Origin of the sequence: Mycolicibacterium wolinskyi, from assembly GCF_002101965.1 — a bacterium.
GTDB classification, from domain to species: Bacteria; Actinomycetota; Actinomycetes; order Mycobacteriales; family Mycobacteriaceae; genus Mycobacterium; species Mycobacterium wolinskyi.
The window spans coordinates 111,615-137,580 of the sequence record NZ_LQQA01000005.1; the positions used below are offsets into that span (position 1 = coordinate 111,615).

Genomic DNA, 25,966 nt, shown 5'->3' on the forward strand with positions numbered 1-25,966 from the left:
ATGCCCGCGGCTTGGGACTACGCTTTAGCTCCGTGCGCGTCCTCGTAATCGGATCCGGTGCCCGTGAACACGCCCTGCTCCTGGCTCTGCGCCGGGACCCGGAGGTCGAGGAGTTGGCCGTCGCCCCCGGCAACGCGGGCACCGAGGTCATCGCCGACCAATACGACGTCGACATCACCTCGGGTGAGGCCGTCGTGAAACTGGCGCAGCGCATCGGTAGCGACCTGGTGGTCGTCGGCCCCGAGGTGCCGCTGGTGCTCGGGGTCGCCGACGCCGTGCGTGCCGCCGGAATCGCCTGCTTCGGCCCGACCAAGGACGCCGCGCGCATCGAAGGCTCGAAGGCATTCGCCAAGGACGTCATGGCCGCGGCCGGAGTGCGGACCGCGGGCAGCGAGATCGTCGACAACCCGGCCCACCTCGACGCCGCGCTGGACCGGTTCGGGCCGCCTGCCGGGCAGGCCGCCTGGGTGGTCAAAGACGACGGCCTGGCGGCGGGCAAGGGCGTGGTGGTCACCGCCGACCGCGACGCCGCGCGGGCGCACGCCGCGAGCCTGCTCGACTCGGGCCACCCCGTGCTGCTGGAATCGTTCCTGGACGGCCCCGAGGTGTCGCTGTTCTGTGTCGTCGACGGTGAGACCGTGGTGCCACTGCTGGCGGCTCAGGACTTCAAGCGCGTGGGCGACGGCGACACCGGGCCCAACACGGGCGGTATGGGCGCATATGCGCCGCTGCCCTGGCTGCCGGAATCGGTGACCACCCAGATCGTCGACGAGATCGTCAAACCCGTTGCGGCCGAACTTGTTGCGCGAGGCAGTTCGTTCTCCGGACTGCTCTACGCCGGTCTGGCGATCACGAGCAATGGGCCCGCTGTCGTTGAATTCAACTGTCGCTTCGGCGATCCCGAGACGCAGTCGGTGCTGGCGCTGCTGGAATCGCCGCTCGGGCAACTCCTGCGTGCGGCCGCGAGCGGTGAGCTGGCATCGTTCGGTGAACTGCAATGGCACGACGGGTACGCGGTGACGGTGGTGCTCGCCGCGGAGAACTACCCCGGCCGTCCCCGCGTCGGTGACGTCATCCACGGATCGGAGGCCGACGGGGTACTGCACGCCGGCACCGCCCGTCGTGACGACGGGGCCGTGGTGTCCTCCGGCGGCCGGGTGCTGTCGGTGGTCGGCACCGGTGCCGACCTACCGGCCGCGCGCGATGCCGCCTACACGCTCATCAAGTCGATCCGGTTGCCCGGCAGTCACTTCCGTACCGATATCGGTCTGGCTGCGGCCGAGGGGCGAATCAGCGTCTAACCGACGAGCAGCGGCGCCATCCAGGTCAGCTCGGCGGGCAACTGGGAACTCCAGAACGCGCCGTCGTGCCCACCCGGCGAGAAGCCGCCTGCCGGCGGATTGGGCAGCTGTGCGACGAACTGCTTGGTCGCCGAATAGAACGGATCGCTGTTGCCGCAGTCGATCCGGATCGGGATGGACCCGAGCGCAGGCGCACCCCACACACTGTTGGCCGCGTAATCCTCGGCGCTGTCGAAGGCGCCTGGCGCGGCCGCGCCGGACGACGTCCACAGCGCCGGGCTGACGGCGCAGATCGCGGCGGTGCGTGAAGGGCCGAGCCGCGATCCGAGCAGCAGCGCGCCGTAGCCACCCATCGACCAGCCGAGGAACGCCACGCGCGAAGTGTCCAGCCCCTGCTCACCGAGCATCGGGATCAGCTCGTTCAACACCATCGCGCCAGAGTCTTCGCCGGATGCCCGCTTGTGCCAATAACTTCCGCCGCCGTCGACCGCGACGACGGCAAACGGCGGCAGGCCGGCGGCGACCGCTTCGGCCAACCCCTGTTCCACGCCGCCGGCCATCACGCCTGCGGCGTCCTGCCCCTTGCCGTGCAGCGCGATGACGGGACGTAGGGCACCGGTCTGGCCCGGCGGGCGTGCGATGGCCCAATTCGTGTCGACCCCGCCACGTGCAGCCGACACGAACGAGCCCGTGACATACGTCGGCGCGGCCGCGGCGGGAACCGAACCGAGGGCCAAGGCGCCTGCGGCACCGGCGGCCGCACCGACGCCGAGGCGCAGCACGGCACGACGGGTCAAGGTAGGCATGCGGGCCATCTTGCCATCGTCGAGAACCGCAGCGCCCGATGGCACAATCCGCGGTGCAAAACCTGAGTAAAGCCTGATGATTGGCCGAAAACCTCATGTGACGCGGGTCATCCTGGCAGCATGAGCGAGGTGACGGCAGCGGTCACTCCTAAGGGGGAGCGTCGGCGGTACGCCCTCGTCAAGGCGGCCGCAGACTTACTGTGCGAGGGCGGCTTCGACGCCGTTCGCCACCGTGCGGTGGCACGGCGCGCGGGTCTGCCGCTGGCATCGACGACGTACTACTTCTCCTCGCTGGACGACCTCATCGCCAAGGCGGTCGAGTACATCGGGACGCGCGAAGCCGAGCAACTGCAAGCCGGGGTTGCCGCCTTGTCGAGGCGCCGCCGCGGGGCCGAGTCGACGGCCGACATCCTGGTGGACTTGTTGGTCGGCGAGTCCCCCGAATCACGCATCACCGAGCAATTGATCTCCCGGTACGAGCGGTACATCGCGTGCGCGCGTCAACCCGGCCTACGCGACATCCAGCGCCGTATTCTGCAGCAGCGTACTGACGCGGTCGTGGAGGTGGTGGAACGGTCGGGGCGGTCGGTCCGGGCCGAGCTCGTCACCGCTTTGGTGTGCGCGGTCGACGGAGCCGTGGTTGCATCGCTGGTGGACGACGGGGACGGGCCACGAGCCAGTGCCCGTGCGACGCTGATCGATGTGATCGACGTGCTTGCGCCCGTCGACGAACGGGCGGTACGCGTCTGACCGAGCGAAGGAGGGGGCATGTCTCGACCCGAAACCGTTGAGCAGCAGCCGCAGTTGCGGCGCGTGATGGGCCCGGGCCTGTTGCTGTTGTTCGTCGTCGGAGACATTCTCGGTACGGGTGTGTACGCCCTGACGGGTCAGGTTGCCAAGGAAGTCGGTGGCGCAGCGTGGCTTCCGTTCCTCGTGGCGTTCCTGATCGCGACCATCACGGCGTTCAGCTACCTCGAGCTCGTCACCAAGTATCCGCAGGCCGCCGGTGCGGCGCTGTACGCGCACAAGGCTTTCGGCATCCAGTTCGTGACGTTCCTGGTGGCGTTCGTGGTGATGTGCTCCGGAATCACCTCTGCCTCAACGGCTTCGCGGTTCTTCGCGGTCAGCTTCTTCGATGCCATCGAACAGATCTTCAATCATGTCTTCACCTGGGAGAAGATCGGCGTCGTACTGATCGCGCTGCTGTTCATGGCGGTGATCGCGGCGGTCAACCTGCGTGGCGTCACCGAAAGCGTCGTGCTCAACGTCATTCTCACGATCATCGAGATCACCGGTCTCGCGATCGTCATCCTGGTCGGGCTGTGGGCGATTCTCAGCGGTGCCGACGTCGACTTCGGGCGGGTCGTCGCATTCGAAACCGCCGAGGAGAAGAACGCCTTCCTCGCGGTCACCGCCGCCACGTCGTTGGCGTTCTTCGCCATGGTGGGTTTTGAAGACTCCGTCAATATGGCCGAGGAAACCAAGGATCCGGTGCGGATCTTCCCCAAGGTGCTGCTGTCGGGCCTGGGAATCGCCGGAGTCGTCTACGTCGTCGTCGCCGTCATCGCGGTCGCCCTTGTGCCGGTCGGTGAACTCGCCGCCGCCAATTCGCCACTGGTCAAGGTGGTCGAAACGGCCGCGCCCGGATTGCCGTTCCAGCAGATCCTGCCGATCATCTCGATGTTCGCGGTGTCCAACACCGCGCTGATCAACATGTTGATGGCGAGCCGGCTCATCTACGGTATGGCCCGTCAGCACGTGCTGCCGCCGGTGCTCGGGACGGTGGCGCCGCGGCGCCGCACCCCCTGGGTGGCAATCGTATTCACCACTCTGATCGCCTTCGGGCTGATCTTCTACGTGTCGGCGTTCGCGAGCAGCAACGCCATCTCCGTACTGGGCGGCACCACGTCGCTGCTGCTGCTCGCGGTGTTCGCGACCGTCAACGTCGCGGTGCTGGTGCTGCGCCGCGACGTGCGTGAGGACGGCAGCCACTTCAAGACCCCGACGATTCTGCCGGTCATCGGCTTCATCGCGTCGCTGTACCTGGTGTTGCCGACCTCGGGCCGCCCGGCGCAGCAGTACTTCCTCGCGATCGCGTTGATCGTCATCGGTGTCGTGCTGTTCCTCATCACCATGGCGATCAACCGGCAACTCGGGATCCGCGGGCCCGGCATGATCGACCCGACGCACCTGAGCGACGCACCCTAGGGCTTGCCGCGTAAGCGTTCGATCCTGTTCTGCAGCATAGCGATTCGATGAGCGTTGCCCTGCAGGCCGAGGTAGCGTTCGCCGAACACGGCCAGCAGTGCGTCGTCGAGGCGGCGCACGGCGCCCGGCGGATACCGGTAGTCCATGACGCGGTTGATCTCGTCGGCGTCGACGGAGTCGAGCACGGCCGTCAACGCATCCAGTGACGTGATGCCGAGCTCGAGCAGCAGCCCCGAGATCCAGCCGTAGTGATCGGTGCGCGACCAGCCGGCGTCGGTGTAGCGGTTGCCCAGGTAGGTGGCCAGCACGGGAGTCGGGATACGCGAATCCGTCGAGAAGTCGGTCTCGTCCTCGGTCATGGTGGTGCGCAGGCGTTCCCGGATCTCGGTGAACTCGCGGTCGGCCAGCTCGAGCAGCCCGGCAGCCAGGGTGAATCGCCGGTCGAGCTCGGTGACGTGTTCGGCCGGGATCGATCCCTTGTAACGCACGTCGTGCTCGAACTCCGCCCAGGCATGCTGCAGGACCGTGCGGACCTGGATCGAGGCGGGCTGCTGCTCACCTTCGACACCGATCAGCAGATGCCTACTGGCATAACCCCATCGGCCCTCCCTGGCGGTCTCGGCGCCCATGTCGCGGTCGTCGAGCAGGCGCATCTCCTCGGCGAGCAGATTGGCGACCGCGTCGACATCCTCACGCAGGTACGTGATCACCCGCAGGCCAACCTGATCGGTGATCTCCACCAGCGGATCGGTGTACATCGGCTGACCGTTGACGGTGCGGGTGACCTTGGCCGCGAACGACTCCACGCTCTTGGTCCGTCCGGTGATGCTCAGATAGTTGATGCCCGCATCGTCGAGCAGGCTCGTGATCAGCTCGAGGTAGTGCGCGGTGGCGGTGACGAGCGCCGGGCGGCGCGCCGCGTACTCGGCGACCACGGGCGGCATCGCGGAGTGCGGCGTCAGATCCGGAGGCAGCGTCGGCGTCAAGATGTAGCCCGTGTCGACGTCGCCGTAAATCGTGACGTCGTCGGGCCTGCGGAACGCATAGAGGGCGACGTACGCGCACAACACGGCGTCGACGGGATCCTCCGCGCGCCGCAGCTCGCTCTTGGTCGTCGCACCCTCGACGGATTGATACAGCTGCTGCCACTGCTCGTTGCCCGCCACGTGCAGCGCAACGTCGGCATGACGCAGCCCGGCGATCAGCTCCATCAGGCGCAACAGCTCCGACCGCATCTGCTCGAACGTGCGGCCCGGCTTCGACTTGTACTTCAACGTCCGGCCCAGGTGGAACAAGGAAACCGAGGCCGCGTGGGGATAGACCTCCAGCGCCCGCCTGGTCCGCGCGGTGCGGGGATCGAGGTCCAGGTCGAGCGCCGTCGCGAGCCGGGCCCCGCGCGGGGTGTCGGCGAATTCGGGCTTGCCGGTGTTCGACGGATGCGCGCCCGCTTCGAACGCGCGGAAATCGCGATTGAGCGCGGCCTCGCCAGGCCGGTTCCCGGTCGGATTGGTCACGATCAGCGGCGCGTCGATGCCGACCACGCAATCATCGCTGGTGAACGGCTTGACCGCGGCCAGGATGCTGGTGTCGTCGGTCTGGGCCGACACGTGCACGAGCAGGCCCTCCTCGTCGACGACGGCGACGCCGGTGGGCTTGCGCTCGCCCCAGGCGAGGTCCAGGCCAATGAAGTGCATGTCTCAAGCCTGCCTCACTCGGCCCCGTAAGCTGTGTGTTCGTGACGATTCCGAATGTTCTGGCCAACCGCTACGCCAGCGACGAGATGGTCGCGATCTGGTCGCCCGAGGCCAAGATCATCGCCGAGCGCCGCCTGTGGCTCGCCGTCCTGCGCGCACAGGCCGAACTCGGGGTCGCGGTGCCCGACGGTGTGGTCGAAGACTACGAACGTGTACTCGAGAACGTCGACCTGGCCTCGATCGCCGCGCGCGAGCGCGTCACGCGCCACGACGTGAAGGCGCGCATCGAGGAGTTCAATGCGCTGGCCGGCCACGAGCAGGTGCACAAGGGCATGACGAGCCGCGACCTCACCGAGAACGTCGAGCAACTACAGATTCGCCGCTCGCTGGAGCTGGTGTTCTCGCACGGTGTCGCGGTGGTCGCCAGGCTTGCCGAGCGCTCGGTGGTCTACCGCGATCTGGTGATGGCCGGCCGTTCGCACAATGTGGCCGCGCAGGCCACCACGCTGGGCAAGCGATTCGCGTCGGCGGCCGAAGAGACACTGATCGCGCTCACGCGCGTGCGCGAGCTGATCGACCGGTACCCGCTGCGTGGCATCAAGGGGCCGATGGGTACGGCGCAGGACATGCTCGACCTGTTCGACGGGGATGTCGGCCGGCTCGCCGAACTGGAGCGGCGGGTCGCTGAATTCCTCGGCTTCACCGAGGTTTTCACGAGCGTCGGCCAGGTCTATCCGCGGTCACTCGACCACGATGTGGTGTCGGCGCTGGTGCAGTTGGGCGCGGGCCCGTCGTCGCTTGCGCACACCATCCGGCTGATGGCCGGGCACGAGCTGGTGACCGAGGGCTTCGCGCCCGGACAGGTCGGCTCGTCGGCCATGCCGCACAAAATGAACACGCGCTCGTGCGAACGGGTCAACGGCCTCCAGGTGGTACTGCGCGGATATGCGTCGATGGCCGCCGAACTGACTGGGGCGCAATGGAATGAGGGCGACGTGTTCTGCTCGGTGGTGCGCCGCGTCGCCCTGCCCGACGCGTTCTTCGCGATCGATGGGCAGACCGAGACGTTCCTGACGGTGCTCGACGAGTTCGGTGCCTACCCGGCGGTGATCCAGCGTGAACTCGACCGCTACCTGCCGTTCCTGGCCACCACGCGCATCCTGATCGCGGCCGTTCGCGCAGGCGTCGGGCGCGAAGCCGCGCACGAGGTCATCAAAGAGCATGCCGTCGCGGTGGCCCTGGCGATGCGGGAGAAAGGCCAGGAACCCGATCTGCTCGACCGGCTCGCCGCCGATCCGCGGCTGCCGCTGGATCGCGCCGCGCTCGAAGCCGCGCTGGCCGACAAGCAGGCGTTCACCGGCGCGGCGGGCGCCCAGGTCGACGGCGTCGTGTCGGCCGTCGACGATCTCGTGAGTCGCTATCCCGAGGCCGCCAAGTACACGTCGGGTGCGATCTTGTGACGTTGTGATGCTTGCCGACCTCACCGATCTGGACAACTTCGCCGACGGTTTTCCGCATGCGTTGTTCGCGGTGCACCGGCAGCAGGCTCCGGTGTATTGGCACGAGCCCACCGAGCACACCCCGGACGGCGAAGGCTTCTGGTCGGTAGCGACGTACGCCGAAACCCTTGCGGTACTGCGGGACCCGGCGACGTACTCGTCGGTGACCGGCGGCTCGAGGCCCTACGGCGGAACGCTGCTTCAGGATCTGGCCATCGCGGGCCAGGTGCTCAACATGATGGACGATCCGCGGCACTCCCAGATCCGCCGCCTCGTCAGCTCCGGTCTGACCCCGCGCATGATCAAACGGGTCGAGGACGATCTGCGGGCCCGCGCGCGTCGTCTGCTGGACGGCGTCGTGCCCGGCGAACCGTTCGACTTCCTGGTCGACGTGGCCGCCGAACTGCCCATGCAGATGATCTGCATACTGCTGGGAGTGCCGGAATCCGAACGGCATTGGCTGTTCCAGGCGATCGAGCCGCAGTTCGACTTCGGCGGTTCGCGGACGGCGTCGGTGGGGCAGATGTCGGCCGAGGAAGCCGGCTCGCGGATGTATGCCTATGGGCAGGAACTCATCGCGGCCAAACGCGCCGAGCCCACCGACGACATGCTGTCGGTGGTCGCCAATGCCACCGACGCGGACATGTCCGACCTGGAGCTGTATCTGTTCTTCAGCCTGCTGTTCAGCGCGGGCGCCGAGACCACCCGCAATTCGGTGGCCGGCGGGCTGTTGGCGTTGATCGAGAACCCGGCACAGCTCGCGTTGTTGCGTGCGGACATGTCGTTGCTGCCGACCGCGATCGAGGAGATGGTGCGCTGGACGTCGCCGTCACCGTCCAAGCGGCGCACCGCAACCCGCTCGGTGACCTTGGGCGGCTGCGAGATCGAGGCCGGGCAGAAGGTCCAGATCTGGGAGGGCTCGGCCAACCGGGACGCCCTCGTCTTCGTCGACGCCGACGTATTCGACATCACACGAAAACCGAATCCCCACTTGGGTTTCGGCCAGGGCGTGCACTACTGCCTCGGTGCGAACCTCGCCAGGCTCGAGTTGCGGGTGCTGTTCGAGGAGCTGCTGGCCAGGTTCGGCGCCGCGCGCCTGGTCAAGCCCGTCGAGTGGACCCGGAGTAACCGCCACACCGGTATCCGGCACCTGGTGGTCGAGTTCGGCTTGTGAAACCGGAAGCGTTCGCGGCGGTCATGGCGACCGGCATCGTGTCCGTCGCGGCGCAAACGCGACAGGGTGTTCGCCTAATCTCAGAACATGGACTCAGGCCGAAATGACCATCTCCGAGTCTCAGACGCCGAGCGGGCGAAGGTGGGACAACTCCTCGAGCGGGCGGTCGCTGAAGGCATGCTCACACTCGACGAGTTCAGTGAGCGCTACGACTCCGCGTTGGCAGCACGCACTCGCGGCGAGCTGAGTGCCGTCGTCGCCGATCTGCCGATGGCCGTGCCCACGACGCCTCCAATGGCCCAGCGCTCCGGCACGCCCGAGGAACTGCGCGGCTGGATGTCCTCGATCGTGCGGCGTGGCCAGTGGACGGTGGCGCCGTCTCTGCACCTGACCACGCGCATGTGCAGCACCACGCTGGACTTCACCGCTGCGGTCCTGCCGGGGCCTGTCGTCGAGATCGTGATCGACGACTACTGCAGCTCGACCGAGTTCATCGTGCCCACTGCGGCGACCGCCGACCTCAACGGGGTCAACGCCATGGCGGGCAGCGCCACGGTCAAGGTGCGTACCAGCCCGCCGTCGAATCAGCTGCACTTGGTGGTGCGCGGTCGGGTCCGCATGGGTTCGGTCACCGTGCGTCATCCCTTCGGAAGCTGGCTGCGGCGCCTGCACGGGACTGGATAGCGAACGCGATCTCGGCGACGACCCGCTGCGGATACTCGGTCAGGTCCAGCCACGTGAACCGCAGAACCTGCCAGCCCAGCAGGGCGAGCTCGTTCTGCTTGACGCGGTCACGCTGGAAATCCTCCTGATCACTGTGGAACGCCCAGCCGTCGGTTTCGATCGCGATCTTCAAGCCGGGGAACGCGACGTCGACCACGTAGCGGCCGACACGACGGTTCGCCTTCCAGCCGGTGATCTTCGCCTCGCGCAGAAGTTTGACCAGTAGACGCTCGGCCGCCGACCGGGCGCCGTCGGCCGCCGCGATGAGCAGCCGGCGCGCGGCAGGCGAACCATGCCTGCCCTTGTTGCGCAAATGGGCCCGCCACAGCTCCCGCAGCTCGACATGGCGCTGCAGGGCGGAATCCATGAGCTTGGCGCCGCCACCTTTCCTGGCGGCGGCTTCCACGACGGTCAGCGGTAGCGACGTCACCCGCAGGCCTCGGCGTTCCACGATGTCAGCGGGCCCGAGATCACGGCGGCGTATCCGGGTGCCGAACCTCGGCCGGTGACTGCTGACTCTCGGCACGGTGATCTCGACCGACTCCGGCGGGTATTTCGTGACGTCGTGCCACCAGGCGGCAGCCAGCCCGCTCGCCGTTGCCGCGGGTCCCAACGACCACACCGCGGCCCGGATGCGCGCGGCGTCGGTGAACGGACGGTCATCGGCGAAATACACGCCTGGAGAGCAGCGGAGCCATCGCCCGGACCTGACTCTGCGGTTCACCGCATCTTGGCTCAAGCCCGCCTGCCGCGCCTGCGCCAAGGTGATTACGCCGTCGTTGTCACGCAAATAGTCGTCGAGCATGCACGTTTGGACGGTGTGCACCCCTCAAACGGTTCCCACCCCTGCGATTTGTGCACCGCGACCGGCGCTCACCGCCGCTTGCGGTGCACAAATCACTGGATGCGGCGCAGGCTCATGCCGGCTGAGCGGAGTTCGAGGGCGGCCAGGCCGCGGATCGCGGTCGGGTCTTGGCTGCGCCACGCCCCGACCGGGTCGTCGGACACCGCGGTGAGCTTGGCCAGCGGCCGGTTGGCCAGGGCGCGCAGGGCCAGGAGTTGTTCGCCGGCCGCCGTCGACGCCAGGGTGATCGCCGTCCACTTCCGCCGGAAGAAGCGCACCCGCAGATACAGCCACGGCATCGCGACGAAGAGGATCGGCGCCCCGGCCACGGCCAGCGCAAGCACCCACGCGAGCCAGCTCGCAGTCGTGTCGAGGTTGTGGCCGGCGCCCGCGATGTCGAGCGCGGCATCGCTGGCGGCCCGCAATGGCTTGCTCAGGGTGTCGCCGACCAGCGGAAAGTCGTCGGTGTTGTCGCCGGCCGAGCTGAGGTTGTCGGCGACCCCGTTGGCGCCCGTCTCGACTTGCCTGCCCACTTCGGCGATGGTCGCGACGGCCGAATACACGGCCATGCCGACCAGCACCCACACCGCGGTCCAGATGATGACCGCCACATCGCTGAACAGCTGGGCCAGCAACCGGCCAGGTCGGGTCGCATAGGGCAGGTACCGCGATCTCATGGCACCGATCCCAACACATAGGCTGGCCCGATGCGCCCTGCTCTGTCCGACTACCAGCATCTGGCCAGCGGCAAAGTCCGCGAGCTGTACCGCATCGACGACCAGCACCTGCTCTTCGTGGCAAGCGACCGTATCTCGGCGTACGACTACATCCTGGATTCCGAGATTCCCGACAAGGGCCGGATCCTGACCGCGATGAGCGTGTTCTTCTTCGACTATCTCGACGTGCCCAATCACCTGGGTGGCCCGCCGGACGATCCCCGCATCCCCGAAGAGGTGTTGGGCCGCGCTCTCGTGGTGCGCCAGCTTGAGATGCTGCCGGTCGAGTGCGTGGCGCGCGGTTACCTGACCGGCTCCGGCCTGATCGACTACGAGAAGTCCGGGTCGGTCTGCGGCATTCCGTTGCCGCCGGGCCTGGGGGAGGCGAGCAAGTTCACCGAACCGCTGTTCACGCCGGCCACCAAGGCCGAGTTGGGCGAGCACGACGAGAACATCTCGTTCGACAAGGTGATCGATCTGGTCGGCCCGGTGCTGGCCAATCAGCTGCGCGAGCGCACGCTGCAGACCTATCTGCAGGGCGCCGACCACGCGCTGACGAAAGGCATCATCATCGCCGACACCAAGTTCGAGTTCGGGGTCGATCAGGACGGCAACGTGGTGCTGGCCGACGAGGTGTTCACACCGGACTCGTCGCGGTACTGGCGCGCGGAGTCTTACCGCCAGGGTGTGGTTCAGGAGAGCTTCGACAAGCAGTTCGTCCGCAACTGGCTGACCAGCCCGGCATCCGGGTGGGACCGCCACGGCGGCACCCCGCCACCACCGCTGCCCGACGAGATCGTCACTGCCACACGAGACAGATACATCGAGGCCTACGAACGGATTTCGGGCCTTTCGTTCGCGGATTGGATCGGTGCATGAGCCTGAAACCTCCGGTGGCCAAACGGGCCAACCACCGCCGTGAGCACCACGGTGACGTATTCATTGATCCATACGAGTGGCTGCGCGACAAGGACGATCCCGAGGTGATCGCGCACCTCGAGGCCGAGAACGCCTATACCGCGGAAGCCACCGCACACCTCGAGCCCTTGCGGCAGAAGATCTTCGACGAGATCAAGGCCCGCACGAAGGAGACCGACCTGTCGGTCCCAATGCGCCGCGAACTCTGGTGGTACTACGCGCGCAGTTTCGAGGGCAAGCAGTACGCGGTTCACTGCCGGTGCCCGGTCACCGATCCCGATGACTGGACGCCGCCTCAGCTCGACGAGCACACCGAGATACCGGGCGAGCAGGTGTTGCTCGACGAGAACGTCGAGGCCGATGGCCACGACTACTTCGCGCTCGGGGCGGCCACCGTCACGTTGGACGGCAGCGTCCTCGCCTACTCGGTCGACACCAAGGGCGACGAGCGATACACGCTGCGGTTCAAGGATTTACGGACCGGCAAGCTCTACGAGGACACGATCACCGGTATCGGCGCGGGCGCCACCTGGGCAGCCGACAACCGCACGCTGTACTACACCACCGTCGACGACGCCTGGCGGCCCGACACGGTGTGGCGCCACCGCCTCGGCTCGGGTCTGCCCGCCGAGCGGGTGTATCACGAGGCCGATGAGCGGTTCTGGATCGGCATCGGCCGCAGCCGGAGCAACAAGTATCTGTTCATCGCGTCGGGCAGCGCCGTCACGACCGAGGTCAGGTATGCCGACGCGACCGATCCGCACGCCGAGTTCACCACGGTGTGGGGGCGCCGTGACCTGGTGGAGTACTCCGTCGAGCACGCCGTGGTGGGCGGTGAGGACCGGTTCCTCATCCTGCACAACGACGGTGCGGAGAACTTCGCGCTCGTGGATGCTCCGGTCAACGACCCCAACGATTTTCGTCCGCTCATCGCGCACCGTGACGATGTGCGCCTCGATGCGGTCGACGCGTTCGACGGGTTCCTGGTGGTCAGCTACCGCAGTGATGCGTTGCCGAAGATCCAGCTCTGGCCGATCAACGCCAATGGCGGCTATGGCCGTGCCGAGGAGCTGACATTCGAGTCCGAGCTCACGGCAGCTGGGCTCGGGGGCAACCCCAACTGGTCGACGCCGAAGCTGCGCATCGCCGCCACGTCGTTCGTCATCCCGGCCCGCGTGTACGACCTCGACGTCGTCACCGGCGAACGGACCTTGCTGCGCGAGCAGCCGGTGCTCGGTGACTACCGGCCCGAAGAGTATGTGGAACGCCGGGATTGGGCCATCGCACCCGACGGCGCCCGGGTGCCGATCTCGGTCATCCATCGGGCCGGGCTGCAATTCCCGGCGCCGACCCTGCTGTACGGGTACGGCGCCTACGAAGCTTGTGAGGATCCGCGATTCTCCATCGCGCGCCTGTCGCTGCTCGACCGGGGCATGGTGTTCGCGATCGCCCACGTCCGCGGCGGCGGCGAGCTGGGCCGGCCGTGGTACGAACACGGGAAGATGCTGGAGAAGCGGAACACCTTCACCGATTTCATCGCGGTGGCACAGCATCTCATCGCTGGTGACATCACGCGGCCGCAAAACCTCGTGGCGCTCGGTGGAAGTGCGGGCGGGCTGTTGATGGGCGCGGTCGCCAACATGGCTCCGGACCTGTTCGCCGGGATCTTGGCGCAGGTGCCGTTCGTCGACGCGCTCACCACGATCCTGGACCCGTCGCTGCCGTTGACCGTCACCGAATGGGACGAATGGGGAAATCCCTTGGAGGACCCCGAGGTTTACCGGTACATGAAGTCCTACACGCCGTACGAGAACGTCACGGCGCAGGACTATCCGGCGATCCTGGCGATGACATCGCTCAACGACACCAGGGTGTATTACGTCGAACCGGCCAAATGGGTTGCCGCACTCCGCCATATCAAGACCGACGGACATCCGGTGCTGTTGAAGACGGAGATGACGGCCGGCCACGGCGGTATCAGCGGACGCTACGAACGCTGGAAGGAAGCCGCGTTCCAGTACGCCTGGTTACTGGCTGCCGCCGATCCCGACAATTACGGCAGCGGCCAGGTAGACAGCCTCTTCGGCGGTCCGGACACCTAGCCGCGCGGTCATCGACTTCGGCGGGTCGGGCATCCGGGCCGCATAGACGTTGGCCGGGAACATGGCCAGCATCAACAGGAACAGGCACACCGCTGCCGCGACGCGCGTCGGCGGGTACAGCAGGCCGATCGCACCCGCGAGTTCCAGCACGCCGGTGATCGTGACGAGCGCGGCAGGAGCGGGCAATCGCGGCGGCACGATCGCGATCATGTCGCGCCGCAACGGGTTCACGAAGTGCGCGACACCAGTGAGCGCGAACATCGCGGCCAGGCCGACGGCGATCGCCTCGGGCCAGGTGTCGACATAGTCCACGCCCCACAGGCCGAGGCCTCGTGCGGCCAGTGTGCCCAGCATCAACGTCAGGAATACCGCCACCACGCCCTCCGCAACTTGTCAGTGTCTAGATTGACAGTAGCCTCGATCTTGGCATTGTCAAGATGTGGGCTTAGAATGGCCGCATGGGTTATCACCACGGCGATCTCAAGGCCGTGATCCTCGAGCAAGCCGCCGCCTTGGTGGCCGAACGTGGAGCCGACGGCATCTCGCTGCGGGAACTGGCGCGCGCCGCCGGTGTCTCCCACGCTGCGCCGGCACATCACTTCACCGACCGGCGCGGGTTGTTCACCGCACTCGCGGCCGAGGGATTCCGGTTGCTGGCCGAGGCGCTGAACGGGGCCAGGCCGCAGTTCATCGACGCCGCGAAGGCGTATGTGCGCTTCGCCCTTGATCATCCGGGCCACTACGAGGTGATGTTCGACAAGTCGTTGTACGACGACTCCGACGCCGAACTGGTCGAGGCCGCCGCGGCCGCGGGTTTCGAGCTCAACCGCGGCGTCGGAACACTCGCCGATCCGAAGGCCAAGGCCGATCCTGACGCTGCCGCGCTCGCGGCATGGTCGATGGTGCACGGCTTCTCACTGTTGTGGCTCAATGACGCGATCGACACCTCCGGCGACCCGATCGGGACCGTCGAGAAGATGGGGAAAATTCTGTTCGACGGATAGCTCCGGTAGCGTCGAACCCGTGAGCCTCAACGACATTGCGCTGACGACCCTTGACGGTAACGCCACCACGCTGGCCGAGTTGGCGCCCGGCGCCGCGCTCGTGGTGAACGTGGCCTCGAAATGCGGCCTGACGCCGCAGTACACCGCGCTGGAGAAGCTCGCGCAGGAGTACGGCGATCGCGGCCTCACGGTGATCGGCGTGCCGTGCAACCAGTTCATGGGCCAGGAACCCGGCACCGCCGAGGAAATCCAGGCGTTCTGCTCGACCACTTACGGCGTCACGTTCCCGCTGCTGGCCAAGACCGACGTCAACGGTCCCGACCGCCATCCGCTGTACGCCGAACTGACCAAAACCGCTGACGGCAGCGGGGAAGCCGGCGACATCCAGTGGAATTTCGAGAAGTTCCTGCTGACGCCCGACGGTACGGTGGCCAACCGATTCCGGCCGCGCACCGAGCCGGATGCCCCCGAGGTCGTCGCGGCCATCGAAGCCGTATTGCCGAACTGAGCGGGCATCGCCTAATGGACACTCTGCGTCAGAGTGTTCGAAACCGTTGCGACATCTGACGTTGCCACACTGGTGTACGTGACCGGACAACTCATCGTCTCGATCTCACAGATCAGTGACCGCACGCTGGACGACGTCGCGTCGTTCTGCGCGGAACTCGACGCCCGTGGTGTGCCGGCCTCCCTGCTGGTTGCGCCGCGGCTCAAGGGCGGTTACCGGCTGGATCGCGACGCACCGACCGTCGAATGGCTCACCGCGCGACGCGTCGGTGGTGATGCCGTTGTACTGCACGGATATGACGAAGCCGCCACGAAGAAGCGCCGCGGCGAGTTCGCGAGCCTGCCCGCCCACGAGGCGAACCTGCGGCTCATGGGAGCCGACCGCGTGCTCGAGCACCTCGGGCTGCGCACCAGGCTGTTCGCCGCGCCCGGTTGGAACGCGTCACAAGGTACCGTCGCCGCGTTGCCGCGCAACGGCTTTCGGCTGCTGGCCGAGCTCAACGGCGTCACCGACCTGGTGCGCCGGACCACCGTGCGGGCGCGCGTGCTCGGCATCGGCGAGGGCTTCTTGACCGAGCCGTGGTGGTGCCGGACGCTCGTGCTCTCGGCGGAGCGCACCGCGCGCCGCGAGGGCGTGGTGCGGGTTGCCGTCGCCGCACGGCACCTGCGCAGGCCCGGGCCGCGCCAAGCCATGCTCGACGCGATCGACCTGGCTTTGCTGCACCGCAGCGTCCCCGGGGTCTACCGGTGGCGGCCCTATCCAGTACTGACCGACGCCGCCTGACTCGCGCTACTCTTGCGTCTCATGGCAGACGCCGATGTCATTGTCGTGGGAGCGGGTCTGGCCGGGCTGGTCGCCGCGTGCGAGTTGGTCGAGCGTGGGCACCGCGTGCTCATCGTGGACCAGGAGAACGCGGCCAACCTGGGTGGCCAGGCCTACTGGTCTTTTGGTGGCCTGTTCTTCGTCGACAGTCCTGAGCAGCGCAGGCTCGGTATCCGGGACAGCCAGGAACTGGCCCTGCAGGACTGGCTGGGCACGGCGGGCTTCGACCGGCCCGAGGACCACTGGCCGCGGGAGTGGGCACACGCCTACGTCGACTTCGCCGCGGGGGAGAAGCGTAGTTGGCTGCGGGCGCGCGGTTTGCAGACCTTCCCGTTGGTCGGCTGGGCCGAGCGGGGCGGGTACGACGCACTCGGCCACGGCAATTCGGTGCCCCGATTTCACATCACCTGGGGGACGGGCCCGGCGCTCGTCGACATGTTTGCGCGCCGGATCCGCAACAGCGTGCGGGTCCGGTTCGCCCACCGACACCGCGTCGACGAGCTGATCGTCAACGAAGGCCTGGTGGCCGGGGTGCGAGGCTCGGTGCTGGAACCCACCAGCGCGCCGCGCGGGGTGGCGACATCTCGAAACATCATCGGTGAGTTCGAGTTTCGCGCGTCGGCGGTGATCGTGGCGAGCGGCGGCATCGGCGGCAATCACGAGCTCGTGCGCAAGAACTGGCCACCTCGGATGGGTCGGGTGCCCGAGCAACTGCTGAGCGGTGTGCCCGCCCACGTCGACGGCCGGATGATCGAGATCTCGCAGAACGCGGGCGCACACGTCATCAACAGCGACCGGATGTGGCACTACACCGAGGGGATCACCAACTACGATCCGATCTGGCCGGCGCACGGCATCCGGATTCTCCCGGGCCCCTCGTCACTGTGGTTGGACGCCAATGGAAATCGGCTCCCGGTGCCGCTGTACCCGGGTTTCGACACCCTCGGCACACTTGAGCACATCTGTCGGACGGGGCAGGACTACACGTGGTTCATCCTCAACGCGCGCATCATCGCCAAGGAGTTCGCGTTGTCCGGCCAGGAGCAGAACCCGGATCTCACGTCCCGCAGCGTGCGGGACGTGCTGTCGCGGATCCGGCCGGGCGCCCCGGCCCCGGTGCAGGCGTTCGTCGACCGTGGCGTCGACTTCGTGAGCGCGAACACGCTGCGCGAGCTGGTGTCGGCGATGAACGACATTCCCGACGTCGTGCCGCTGGACTATGCCGCGGTGGCGGCCGAGGTGACGGCGCGCGACCGCGAGGTCGCCAACAAGTTCACGAAGGACGGCCAGATCACCGCGATCCACGGCGCGCGCAGCTATCTGGGCGACCGGTTCGGACGCGTCGTCGCCCCGCACCGCCTCACCGACCCGAAGGCCGGCCCGCTCATCGCGGTGAAGCTGCACATCCTGACCCGAAAGTCGTTGGGCGGCATGGAAACCGATCTGAGTTCGCGCGTGCTCAAACAGGACGGCACGGCATTCGGCGGGCTGTACGCGGCCGGTGAGGCAGCCGGGTTCGGCGGCGGTGGCGTGCACGGCTACCGGTCGTTGGAAGGCACCTTCCTCGGTGGCTGCATCTTCTCCGGCCGGGCGGCCGGACGTGGTGCCGCGGCCGACATCGCCTAGCTAGAACTCCGTGCCGTTCTCCGGGTCGAGCACCTGGAAGTCGGTCGAGGTCATCTCCGCGAGGCGGCCGTAGTAGATGCCGCGCGCACCCGGGTCGATGATGCCCTGGTGGATCGGTACGGCGCGCGCCGGTGCCACGGCACGCAAAAAGTCAACGGCCTCAGAGATTTTCATCCACGGGGCGGCCGCGGGCGTGGCCAGCACGTCGACCGGTTCCCCCGGCACGAACAGCGCGTCGCCCGGATGCATCAGCCGGGCAGGATGCTCGTCATCGCCCAACAGATACGAAATATTGTCTATGACAGGGATTTCCGGGTGGATCACGGCATGTCTGCCGCCAACGCCGCGAACGTTGAGGGAGCCGATCCGGAACTCGTCGCCGACATGGACGGCTTTCCACGGATCGCCCAGTTGCGCGGCCGTCTGCGGGTCGGCATACAGCGCCGCCTGTGGGTTGGCGTCGAGCAGCGCGGGCAGCCGGGTGGTGTCGGCGTGATCGGGATGCTGATGGGTGATCAGGATCGCCGACAACCCCGTGATGCCCTCGAATCCGTGTGAGAAGTTGCCCGGGTCGAACAACACCGTGGTGTCCGAAATGCTGGCCAGAAGGCAAGAATGTCCGAAATGCGTCAATTGCATGGCTATATTGTGGCGCTCAGTGGGTGGATTCTTGCGGTTGATTTGGGCGATGTCGCTCGCAGCCCTCGCATGGGCTGCCGCGCCCGGTTTGGCGTGGTCGGAACCCATCGACTGCCCGCCGATGTGCGATCGAATTCCCGCGTCGGCCTGGATCGCATCGTCCGATGTCCCGCTGAACCGCGAATACCGCTGGCCGGGCTTGGCCGGCCTGGCGGTCACGACGACATCGCCGCGGTTCCGGTTCGAGGAAGACTGCGGATTGCCGCTGCTGCCGGGCGACTCCCGTGAGTACGCGGTGACCGCCCGCGCCGCGGTGAGCCAGCCCGAGGGGCAATGGCAGTTGCAGGTTCAGGTGATGCACTGGCGCGGGGAGACCTGGCGGGGCGGTGAGACGGCGATGTCGGCTGTGAGTGTGGCAGCCGGGGCGCTGCGCGCCTGCCAGCTGACAAGACCGGGAAGCTCACCGTCGATCACCACCGACGAGCCGGGCCGGCTGGCCGCGGTGATCACCTTCGGCGGCGAGCGGGTGCTGCGCCAGTATTTGCTGGCCGATCCGGACAACAGCACGGTGGTCGAGCTCGCGATGTGGTCGACGACGCCGCCTGCCGTGGCGTGGCCCACAGTGGCCGATAGCCAGGTGCTCGATGCGATGGCCAGGCCACTGTGCAGCGCTTACGTTGGATCGTGCCGGTAGAGTGAGCGCCGTGGCAAAGGTGGTTGTGCACGTCATGCCGAAGGCTGAGATCCTCGACCCGCAGGGTCAGGCCATCGTCGGGGCGCTCGGTCGTCTCGGGCATGCCGGTATTTCAGACGTCCGGCAGGGCAAGCGATTCGAGCTCGAGGTCGACGATTCCGTAGCTGACGAAACGTTGGCCGAGATCGCCGAATCCTTGCTGGCCAACACGGTCATCGAGGACTTCTCGGTGAGCCGGGAGGACTCATGACCGCGCGGGTCGGGGTCATCACCTTCCCGGGAACGCTCGACGACGTCGACGCCGTCCGTGCCGTTCGCCTGGCCGGAGCCGAGCCGGTGAACCTGTGGCATGCCGACGCGGATCTGCATGGCGTGGACGCGGTCGTCGTCCCCGGTGGTTTCTCCTACGGTGACTACCTGCGCTGCGGCGCGATCGCGAAGTTCGCCCCGGTGATGGGCTCGGTGATCGAGGCGGCCGGCAAGGGCATGCCGGTCCTCGGCATCTGCAACGGCTTTCAGGTCCTGTGCGAGGCCGGTTTGCTGCCGGGCGCGCTGACCCGCAACGCCGGGCTGCATTTCATCTGCCGCGACGTGTGGCTTCAGGTCGCGTCCAACACCACGGCATGGACCACCCGCTACGACGCCGGGGCCGATCTCCTGGTGCCGCTGAAATCGGGCGAGGGCCGCTACGTCGCGTCCGAAGACGTGCTCGACGAGCTCGAGGGCGAGGACCGCGTGGTCTTCCGCTACCGCGAGAACCTCAACGGGTCGATGCGCGACATCGCAGGCATCTGCTCGGCCAACCGACGCGTCGTCGGACTCATGCCCCACCCCGAACACGCCACCGAGGCACTGACCGGTCCGTCCGACGACGGGCTCGGGTTGTTCTACTCCGCGCTCGACGCGGTGCTGTCCGTGTCCTGACGCCAGACGTCCGTTTGGTGCGCTTCTGCACGGCCGCCTGCGCCACGAGCGACCGCGAATGCACGCCTACTTACGGCGTGTCGGCGTACAGACACGGTCGCTCGCGGTGCGGGCGGGGAACTCAGGCGGTCAGGGCGACGGACGCCTCGGCGGTGTAGCAGAGGAACGTCATGGTCTCCTGCATGTACAGGTGGACGACCTCGGCGTCGTGGGACAGGTAGCCGATCGACACGTCGGTGCCGAGCTGCAGATCGAAATCGCCACCGCGGGTGGACAGTACGAAGGCGCCGTCGATCGCGGGCGCCCAGATGATCTCACCGTCGACGAGCCGGTTGATGTGTTCGCGGATCGGATAGCCGTGTGCGGTGGTCTCGCTGACCTTGGTGTAGGTCTCGGCCGAGAGCAGCACCGAGTACGGACCGTCGACGCCGGCGAGCCGCAGCTCCGACAGGGCCTGGGCGATCACGTCGGGAATCTCGCGGGCGTCGTCGGGCAGGGCGAGCGCGGGGTTGGAGCTTGAGCTGCGGATGCCTTCGATCGACGCGGCCTCGTACCCCTCGAAGATCGCGCGGTCCTCGACGAACGCGAGCTTCTTGGCGGCGTCCTTGACCGGATCCCAGTCGGAGTCCTGCGATCCGCGTTCGACGTCGTCGATGTCCCTGCGGGCCACCGTGAACGGCACGCGCAGCCGCACGAGCGGTTTGGCGTCGCGCAGGTGGGCGATCACGCCGTCGCCGGGCGGGTTGACGTCGAGCAGGTGCCCGGTGCTGACGGCGGCGGTGACGGGGCCGCCGGGCTCGCTGACGTCGACAACGCGCCGCCCGGCGATGTGGCGCTTGAACGTCCGCGTGGCCTCCAATTCGATCTCGGCCCAAGCGGATTCGGTGATCGGGGCAAGTTCGCGGTACAGGTTGTTCATCAACGGGTTCCTTTCAGACTGCCGATGCCGAGCGAGCCGTCATAGCTGACCGGGGTGGCCACCGCCACCTGGGGTCGTTGGTTGTCTTCCGACGGGAGGGGCGGTGGATCATCGAGAAAGTCGATGGTGGGCGTGAAGAACAGCCCACCCGTGACCGCGGTCGAGAAATCGAGGATGCGGTCGGTGTTGCCGGGCGGATCGCCGATGAACATGTTGTCCAGCATCCGCTCGGTGACCGCGGGGGTGCGCGAGTATCCGATGTAGTACGTTCCGAATTCGCCCTTGCCGATCTCGCCGAACGGCATGTTGTGCCGCACGATCTTGAGCTCGTTGCCGTCCTCGTCCTCGATGACGTTCAGCGCGACATGGGAATTGGCGGGTTTCACCGCATCGTCGAGCTCGATGTCGTCGAGCTTGGTGCGGCCGATCACGCGCTCCTGCTCCTCGGTGGACAACGAGTTCCACGAACCCATGTCGTGCAAATACTTCTGCACGTGCACATAACAGCCGCCGGCGAAATCGGGGTCCTCATCGGCGATCTGGGTCGCGTTGACCGCGACGGGCCCGTCCGGGTTCTCGGTGCCGTCGACGAAACCCATCAGGTCGCGGTTGTCGAAGAACTTGAACCCGTGCACCTCGTCGACGATCGTGATCGCCCCCGACATCGCCTCGACGAGTTTGGTGGCGAGCTCGAAACACACGTCCATCGACTCCGCCCGCAAGTGGAACAACAAGTCGCCGGGCGTCGCCGGGGCGTGATGGCGCGGGCCCTGCAGTTCGACGAACGGATGCAGCTCGGCGGGCCGGGGTCCGGAGAACAGTCGGTCCCACGCGTCGGAGCCGATCGACACGATCGCCGAGAGGCGTTTGGCCGGGTCACGGAACCCGATGGCGCGTACCAGGCCCGAGATATCGGGCAACGCATCGTGAACCGCCGCCTCCTGCCCCTCGTCGATCGTCGCGACCATGAAGACGGCGGCGGGCGTCAACGGGGCGAGTACCGGTTGGGGTTGTGGTGCGGGCACATCGAGACCCTAACGCGGAGCGCGCCGAAATCCCGGTCAAGATAGAGATATGGCAGCTAGCCCCCAGAGCTTGTGTGAATTCATCGACGCCTCACCGTCGCCGTTCCATGTGTGCGCCACCGCAGCGCGGCGGCTGCTCGACGCCGGTTTCACCGAAGTGGACGAGACGGACCGCTGGCAGGCAACCGGGAACTTCTTCACGGTGCGCGCGGGCTCGCTGGTGGCCTGGAAGACCGGCGACGGCCCCTTCCGGGTTGTCGGCGGTCACACCGACAGCCCCAACCTGCGGGTCAAACAGCACCCGGACCGGGTCGTCGCGGGCTGGCAGGTCGTCGCGCTGCAGCCCTACGGCGGCGCGTGGCTGAACTCGTGGCTCGACCGCGACCTCGGCATCAGCGGGCGGCTCTCGGTCCGTCGCGGCACGGGCATCGAGCACAAGCTGGTCCGGATCGACGACCCGATTCTGCGGGTTCCCCAGCTGGCCATCCACCTGTCCGAGGACCGCAAGGGCGTCAGCCCCGACCCGCAGCGTCACGTCAACGCGGTGTGGGGCCTGGGGGAGCGGCCGCGCTCGTTCGTCGGCTTCGTCGCCGAGTGCGCCGGTGTGGCCGAGGGCGACGTGCTGGGCTTCGACCTGATGACGCATGACCTCGCCCCGTCGGCGGTCACGGGCGCCGGCGGCGAGTTCGTCAGTGCGCCGCGCCTCGACAACCAGGCGACGTGCTACGCCGGGCTCGAGGCGTTCCTCGCGGCAGACGCCGACGGCCACGTCCCGGTGCTGGCGCTGTTCGACCACGAGGAGGTCGGGTCGACCTCCGATCACGGCGCGCAATCGGAGCTGCTGCCGACGGTGTTGGAGCGGATCACGCTGTCGGCCGGGGGCACGCGCGAGGACTTCCTGCGGCGGGTCGCCGGCTCGATGGTGGCCTCGGGGGACATGGCACACGCGACGCACCCGAACTATCCCGACCGCCATGAGCCGGGCCACCAGATCGCGGTGAACGCCGGGCCGGTCCTCAAGGTGCAGCCGAACCTGCGCTACGCGACCGACGGGCGCACCGCGGCTGCTTTCGCCCTGGCGTGCGATCAGGCCGGTGTGCCGCTGCAACGCTACGAGCACCGCGCCGACCTGCCGTGCGGATCGACCATCGGGCCGATGACCTCGGCGCGCACCGGCATCCCCACGGTCGACGTCGGAGCCGCCCAGCTCGCGATGCACTCGGCGCGGGAGTTCATGGGCGCCCACGATGTGGCGGCCTACTCGTCGGCTTTACGGGCGTTCTTGTCACCGGCTTGATCTAGGGTCGGCTCCATGACCCTCAGCGTGGAGATGATCACCTTCGACTGCACCGATCCCGACGCGCTCGCCCAATGGTGGGCGGGAGCCGTCGGCGGCGACGTAACTGCTTTTGCACCAGGAGAATTCGTGGCTCTGGTGCGGCCGAACGGGCCACGGCTCGGTTTCCAGAGAGTCGAGGATCCGACGCCGGGCAAGAATCGGGTGCACCTCGACCTCGCCGCCGCGGACGTCGAGGCCGAGGTGGGACGGTTGGTGTCGCTCGGGGCCAGCGAAACCGGACGGCACAGCTTCGGTCCTGAGTTCAGCTGGGTGGTCCTTGCCGACCCCGAGGGCAACGCATTCTGTATTGCGGCCGAGCAGGCCTCTACTTGATCCGGCTGGCCAGCATGTGCTTGGCCATCTCGGCACCCTTGCGGCTGTCGGCCTGCGCCTTGCGGAACAGTTCGACGACTTCGTTGTCGCCGTCACGCTCGGCATCGGCGATGAAGGTTTCCATCCGCAGGGCGTTCTCCAGGCACTGCTCGGTGTACCAGATGAGGTTGTAGTTCTTGTCCTTGGTTCCGGTCACATGGCCGGTTTCAGTGGTTGCGCTCATGGGTTTGGGTCACTCTCCTTCGATCCTTGATTTTGGGTGACGTCGTGGGCCTACCCCTGGCTCCGAGAAGGCAAACCCGTATGCGTAAGCAGTTCGGCCGCTTTGTTCTTGGCGATCTCGGCGAACAGGTGCCAGCCGTTCGGATCGCCTTTGACGACGGCCTCGGCGGTGGCCTTCATCTGTTCGTACGTGGCGTGCGGCGGGATCGGCGGCACCTCCGGGTCGGTGTGCACGTCGAGCACGACGGGCTCGTCGGCGGCGAGTGCCGCATCCCACGCCGGCCCGAGTTGGTCGGGATCGTCGACGGTGATCGACCGGATGCCCATCGTCGTCGCCACGTCGGCGTAGGACACCTCGGGCAGGTTCTGCGACTCCTCGAACTTCGGCGCCCCGCCCATCGCGCGCAGTTCCCACGTGACGTGCGCGAGATCGTTGTTGTGGAACACGCACACCACGAGCCGCGGATCCGCCCACAACCGGTGATACCGGCGGATGGTCATCAACTCGGCCAGCCCGTTCATCTGCATCGCGCCGTCGCCGACGAGGGCGATCACCGGGCGGTCGGGCTGGGCGAACTTCGCGCCGATCGCGTAGGGCACGGCCGAGCCCATGGTGGCGAGCGTGCCCGACAGCGATCCGTTGGTCGTCGGCCCGAAGCGCAGGCAGCGCGCGTACCAATTGGTCGAGGATCCGGAATCGCCGGTGACGATCGCGTAGTCCGGCAGTCGGGCCGAGAGCTCCCACACCACCCGCATCGGGTTGACCGGGTTCGCCGAAAGCATGGACTGCCGTTCGACGGTCTCCCACCAGCGCGCGACATTGCGTTGCACGGTTTCGCGCCAGCCGCGGTCGGATTTCGCGGTCAGTAGCGGCACGAGTTGAGCGAGCGTGGTTTTCGCATCGGCGACGATGTTGACCTCGGTGGGGTAGCGCATGCCGATGTTGGCGCCGTCGATGTCGATCTCGACCGCACGGGCCTGGCCGTAGTCGGGGAGGAACTGGCTGTACGGGAAATTCGAGCCGACGATGAGCAGGGTGTCGCAGTCGCGCATGAGCTCGTAGCTGGGTCGGGTCCCGAGCAGCCCGATCGATCCGGTGACATAGGGCAGGTCGTCGGCCAGCACGTCCTTGCCGAGCAGCGCCTTGGCGATCCCGGCCCCGGTGAGCTCGGCGATCTGGGCAAGCTCGTCGGCCGCGCCGCGGGCGCCCTGCCTCACGAGGATCGCCACTTTCGACCCGTCGTTGAGGATGTCGGCCGCGGCCTGCAGGGCCGTCGGGTCCGGGGCGAGCACAGGTTGCGCGTCGTGCGGTCCGCTGGACGGCACCTGTTTGAACGCATGGCCGGGCGGCTCGTACGGCTGCTCCTGCAGATCCGAGGGGATCACGACCGCGGTGGGCGCCCGCCGGGCGCGGGCCGTGCGGAAGGCCCGGTCGAGCGCGTTCGGTAGCTGGCTCGCGACGTTGACCTCGACGAGGTAATCGCTGGCGACATCGGAGAACAGCCCCTGCAGGTCGACCTCCTGCTGATAGCTGCCGCCCATCGCGCTGCGGGCGGTCTGGCCCACGATCGCGACCACCGGGGTGTGGTCGAGCTTGGCGTCGTAGAGGCCGTTGAGCAGGTGGATGGCGCCGGGACCCGACGTGGCGAGGCACACGCCGACATTGCCGGAGAACTTGGCATAGCCGGTCGCCGCGAGCGCGGCCATCTCCTCGTGCCGGGTCTGCACGAATTTCGGCCCGGCCGACTCGTCTTTCCCGAAAGCGGCCACGAGACCGTTGATTCCGTCGCCCGGATAGCCGAAGACCTGCTCGACCTGCCACTGGCGGAGACGGTCAAGAACATGTTCGGCGACTGTTTGGCTCATGTGCCGGGGCTACCCGTGTCGCCACCGGAATAACCGGCCGTGACGCTGGAATGATCACGT

27 protein-coding genes are annotated in these 25,966 nt (G+C 67.3%); 17 read left to right on the top strand and 10 right to left on the bottom strand.

All coding sequences use genetic code 11. The features are described from left to right. Positions 1–32 precede the first annotated feature (32 nt). On the top strand, positions 33–1,301 hold the full coding sequence (purD, locus tag AWC31_RS02435) for a phosphoribosylamine--glycine ligase (protein WP_085142379.1): 1,269 nt from the start codon (positions 33–35) through the stop codon (positions 1,299–1,301). On the opposite strand, the gene AWC31_RS02440 is transcribed toward purD, so the two are convergent. Next, a complete protein-coding gene (locus tag AWC31_RS02440; protein WP_067846608.1) occupies positions 1,298–2,116 on the bottom strand; it encodes an alpha/beta hydrolase in 819 nt (272 codons plus the stop codon). The two genes, purD and AWC31_RS02440, sit on opposite strands and share 4 nt — an antisense overlap. A gap of 111 nt (positions 2,117–2,227) precedes the next feature. Between AWC31_RS02440 and AWC31_RS02445 the strand changes: the two genes are divergently transcribed. Then, positions 2,228–2,857, top strand: a complete 630-nt coding sequence (locus tag AWC31_RS02445; RefSeq protein WP_085142381.1) for a TetR/AcrR family transcriptional regulator — start codon at positions 2,228–2,230, stop codon at positions 2,855–2,857. 18 nt (positions 2,858–2,875) lie between these two features. Next, positions 2,876–4,315 carry an APC family permease gene (locus AWC31_RS02450; protein ID WP_085142382.1) on the top strand — a complete coding sequence of 480 codons (1,440 nt, stop codon included), beginning with the start codon at positions 2,876–2,878 and terminating at the stop codon, positions 4,313–4,315. On the opposite strand, the gene relZ is transcribed toward AWC31_RS02450, so the two are convergent. Beyond that, entirely contained in the window at positions 4,312–6,009 is a 1,698-nt protein-coding gene (relZ, locus tag AWC31_RS02455) for a bifunctional ribonuclease/(p)ppGpp synthase (protein ID WP_085142384.1), read from the bottom strand. The genes AWC31_RS02450 and relZ overlap by 4 nt on opposite strands. Positions 6,010–6,050: 41 nt before the next feature. On the opposite strand from relZ, the gene purB reads away from it, so the two are divergent. The 3 genes from purB (at position 6,051) to AWC31_RS02470 (ending at position 9,366) form a co-directional block, all read left to right on the top strand. After that, positions 6,051–7,469 (top strand): adenylosuccinate lyase, encoded by a 1,419-nt coding sequence (purB, locus tag AWC31_RS02460; RefSeq protein ID WP_085142807.1) that lies wholly within the window; start codon positions 6,051–6,053, stop codon positions 7,467–7,469. 7 nt (positions 7,470–7,476) lie between these two features. Further along, on the top strand, positions 7,477–8,682 hold the full coding sequence (locus AWC31_RS02465) for a cytochrome P450 (protein WP_085142385.1): 1,206 nt from the start codon (positions 7,477–7,479) through the stop codon (positions 8,680–8,682). A gap of 87 nt (positions 8,683–8,769) precedes the next feature. Continuing rightward, the gene (locus tag AWC31_RS02470) at positions 8,770–9,366 is read left to right on the top strand and encodes a DUF1707 SHOCT-like domain-containing protein (RefSeq protein ID WP_085142387.1); all 597 of its coding nucleotides are present in this window, start codon (positions 8,770–8,772) and stop codon (positions 9,364–9,366) included. Here AWC31_RS02470 and AWC31_RS02475 read toward each other — a convergent pair. Together AWC31_RS02475 and AWC31_RS02480 are read right to left on the bottom strand one after the other, a co-directional pair. Then, entirely contained in the window at positions 9,311–10,210 is a 900-nt protein-coding gene (locus AWC31_RS02475) for a type IV toxin-antitoxin system AbiEi family antitoxin domain-containing protein (protein ID WP_085142389.1), read from the bottom strand. The genes AWC31_RS02470 and AWC31_RS02475 overlap by 56 nt on opposite strands. Positions 10,211–10,302: 92 nt before the next feature. After that, the gene (locus AWC31_RS02480; protein ID WP_067846587.1) at positions 10,303–10,926 is read right to left on the bottom strand and encodes a hypothetical protein; all 624 of its coding nucleotides are present in this window, start codon (positions 10,924–10,926) and stop codon (positions 10,303–10,305) included. A gap of 30 nt (positions 10,927–10,956) precedes the next feature. Here AWC31_RS02480 and AWC31_RS02485 point away from each other — a divergent pair, with 30 nt between their 5' ends. After that, a complete protein-coding gene (locus AWC31_RS02485) occupies positions 10,957–11,844 on the top strand; it encodes a phosphoribosylaminoimidazolesuccinocarboxamide synthase (RefSeq protein WP_067846585.1) in 888 nt (295 codons plus the stop codon). Further along, the gene (locus tag AWC31_RS02490; RefSeq protein ID WP_085142391.1) at positions 11,841–13,985 is read left to right on the top strand and encodes a S9 family peptidase; all 2,145 of its coding nucleotides are present in this window, start codon (positions 11,841–11,843) and stop codon (positions 13,983–13,985) included. Before AWC31_RS02485 ends, AWC31_RS02490 begins: the two co-directional genes overlap by 4 nt. Here the strand turns inward: AWC31_RS02490 and AWC31_RS02495 are convergent. Beyond that, on the bottom strand, positions 13,911–14,360 hold the full coding sequence (locus AWC31_RS02495; RefSeq protein ID WP_085142809.1) for a DoxX family protein: 450 nt from the start codon (positions 14,358–14,360) through the stop codon (positions 13,911–13,913). The two genes, AWC31_RS02490 and AWC31_RS02495, sit on opposite strands and share 75 nt — an antisense overlap. A gap of 83 nt (positions 14,361–14,443) precedes the next feature. Between AWC31_RS02495 and AWC31_RS02500 the strand changes: the two genes are divergently transcribed. The 4 genes from AWC31_RS02500 (at position 14,444) to AWC31_RS02515 (ending at position 17,945) form a co-directional block, all read left to right on the top strand. Continuing rightward, a complete protein-coding gene (locus tag AWC31_RS02500) occupies positions 14,444–14,989 on the top strand; it encodes a TetR/AcrR family transcriptional regulator (RefSeq protein WP_085142393.1) in 546 nt (181 codons plus the stop codon). 19 nt (positions 14,990–15,008) lie between these two features. Continuing rightward, on the top strand, positions 15,009–15,497 hold the full coding sequence (locus tag AWC31_RS02505; RefSeq protein WP_085142395.1) for a glutathione peroxidase: 489 nt from the start codon (positions 15,009–15,011) through the stop codon (positions 15,495–15,497). 78 nt (positions 15,498–15,575) lie between these two features. Then, positions 15,576–16,280 carry a DUF2334 domain-containing protein gene (locus tag AWC31_RS02510; RefSeq protein WP_067846982.1) on the top strand — a complete coding sequence of 235 codons (705 nt, stop codon included), beginning with the start codon at positions 15,576–15,578 and terminating at the stop codon, positions 16,278–16,280. 21 nt (positions 16,281–16,301) lie between these two features. Beyond that, the gene (locus AWC31_RS02515) at positions 16,302–17,945 is read left to right on the top strand and encodes an FAD-binding dehydrogenase (RefSeq protein ID WP_085142397.1); all 1,644 of its coding nucleotides are present in this window, start codon (positions 16,302–16,304) and stop codon (positions 17,943–17,945) included. Here the strand turns inward: AWC31_RS02515 and AWC31_RS02520 are convergent, their stop codons facing one another. Continuing rightward, the gene (locus AWC31_RS02520; protein ID WP_085142399.1) at positions 17,946–18,584 is read right to left on the bottom strand and encodes an MBL fold metallo-hydrolase; all 639 of its coding nucleotides are present in this window, start codon (positions 18,582–18,584) and stop codon (positions 17,946–17,948) included. Positions 18,585–18,615: 31 nt separating this feature from the next. Between AWC31_RS02520 and AWC31_RS02525 the strand changes: the two genes are divergently transcribed. Genes AWC31_RS02525 through purQ form a run of 3 tightly spaced genes read left to right on the top strand, consistent with a single transcriptional unit; the run spans position 18,616 to position 20,202 of the window. Further along, the gene (locus AWC31_RS02525) at positions 18,616–19,278 is read left to right on the top strand and encodes an ATPase (RefSeq protein ID WP_067846979.1); all 663 of its coding nucleotides are present in this window, start codon (positions 18,616–18,618) and stop codon (positions 19,276–19,278) included. A 10-nt stretch (positions 19,279–19,288) separates the two neighbouring features. Next, complete coding sequence (gene purS, locus AWC31_RS02530) at positions 19,289–19,528, top strand: phosphoribosylformylglycinamidine synthase subunit PurS (RefSeq protein WP_085142811.1); 240 nt, start codon at positions 19,289–19,291, stop codon at positions 19,526–19,528. Then, positions 19,525–20,202 (top strand): phosphoribosylformylglycinamidine synthase subunit PurQ, encoded by a 678-nt coding sequence (gene purQ / locus AWC31_RS02535; protein ID WP_085142400.1) that lies wholly within the window; start codon positions 19,525–19,527, stop codon positions 20,200–20,202. The genes purS and purQ overlap by 4 nt, the downstream gene beginning before the upstream one ends. A 121-nt stretch (positions 20,203–20,323) precedes the next feature. Here purQ and AWC31_RS02540 read toward each other — a convergent pair whose 3' ends face one another. After that, entirely contained in the window at positions 20,324–21,121 is a 798-nt protein-coding gene (locus AWC31_RS02540; RefSeq protein WP_085142402.1) for a family 1 encapsulin nanocompartment shell protein, read from the bottom strand. Beyond that, positions 21,121–22,146, bottom strand: a complete 1,026-nt coding sequence (locus tag AWC31_RS02545; protein ID WP_085142404.1) for a Dyp-type peroxidase — start codon at positions 22,144–22,146, stop codon at positions 21,121–21,123. Before AWC31_RS02545 ends, AWC31_RS02540 begins: the two co-directional genes overlap by 1 nt. Positions 22,147–22,195: 49 nt before the next feature. Here AWC31_RS02545 and AWC31_RS02550 point away from each other — a divergent pair, with 49 nt between their 5' ends. Both AWC31_RS02550 and AWC31_RS02555 read left to right on the top strand, forming a co-directional pair. Next, the gene (locus tag AWC31_RS02550) at positions 22,196–23,443 is read left to right on the top strand and encodes a M18 family aminopeptidase (RefSeq protein ID WP_085142406.1); all 1,248 of its coding nucleotides are present in this window, start codon (positions 22,196–22,198) and stop codon (positions 23,441–23,443) included. A 15-nt stretch (positions 23,444–23,458) separates the two neighbouring features. After that, positions 23,459–23,818 (top strand): VOC family protein, encoded by a 360-nt coding sequence (locus AWC31_RS02555; protein ID WP_067846557.1) that lies wholly within the window; start codon positions 23,459–23,461, stop codon positions 23,816–23,818. Here the strand turns inward: AWC31_RS02555 and AWC31_RS02560 are convergent. Both AWC31_RS02560 and AWC31_RS02565 read right to left on the bottom strand, forming a co-directional pair. Continuing rightward, entirely contained in the window at positions 23,811–24,041 is a 231-nt protein-coding gene (locus AWC31_RS02560; protein ID WP_067846554.1) for a hypothetical protein, read from the bottom strand. The two genes, AWC31_RS02555 and AWC31_RS02560, sit on opposite strands and share 8 nt — an antisense overlap. A gap of 50 nt (positions 24,042–24,091) precedes the next feature. Beyond that, a complete protein-coding gene (locus AWC31_RS02565; protein ID WP_085142408.1) occupies positions 24,092–25,906 on the bottom strand; it encodes a thiamine pyrophosphate-requiring protein in 1,815 nt (604 codons plus the stop codon). Positions 25,907–25,966: the final 60 nt, after the last annotated feature.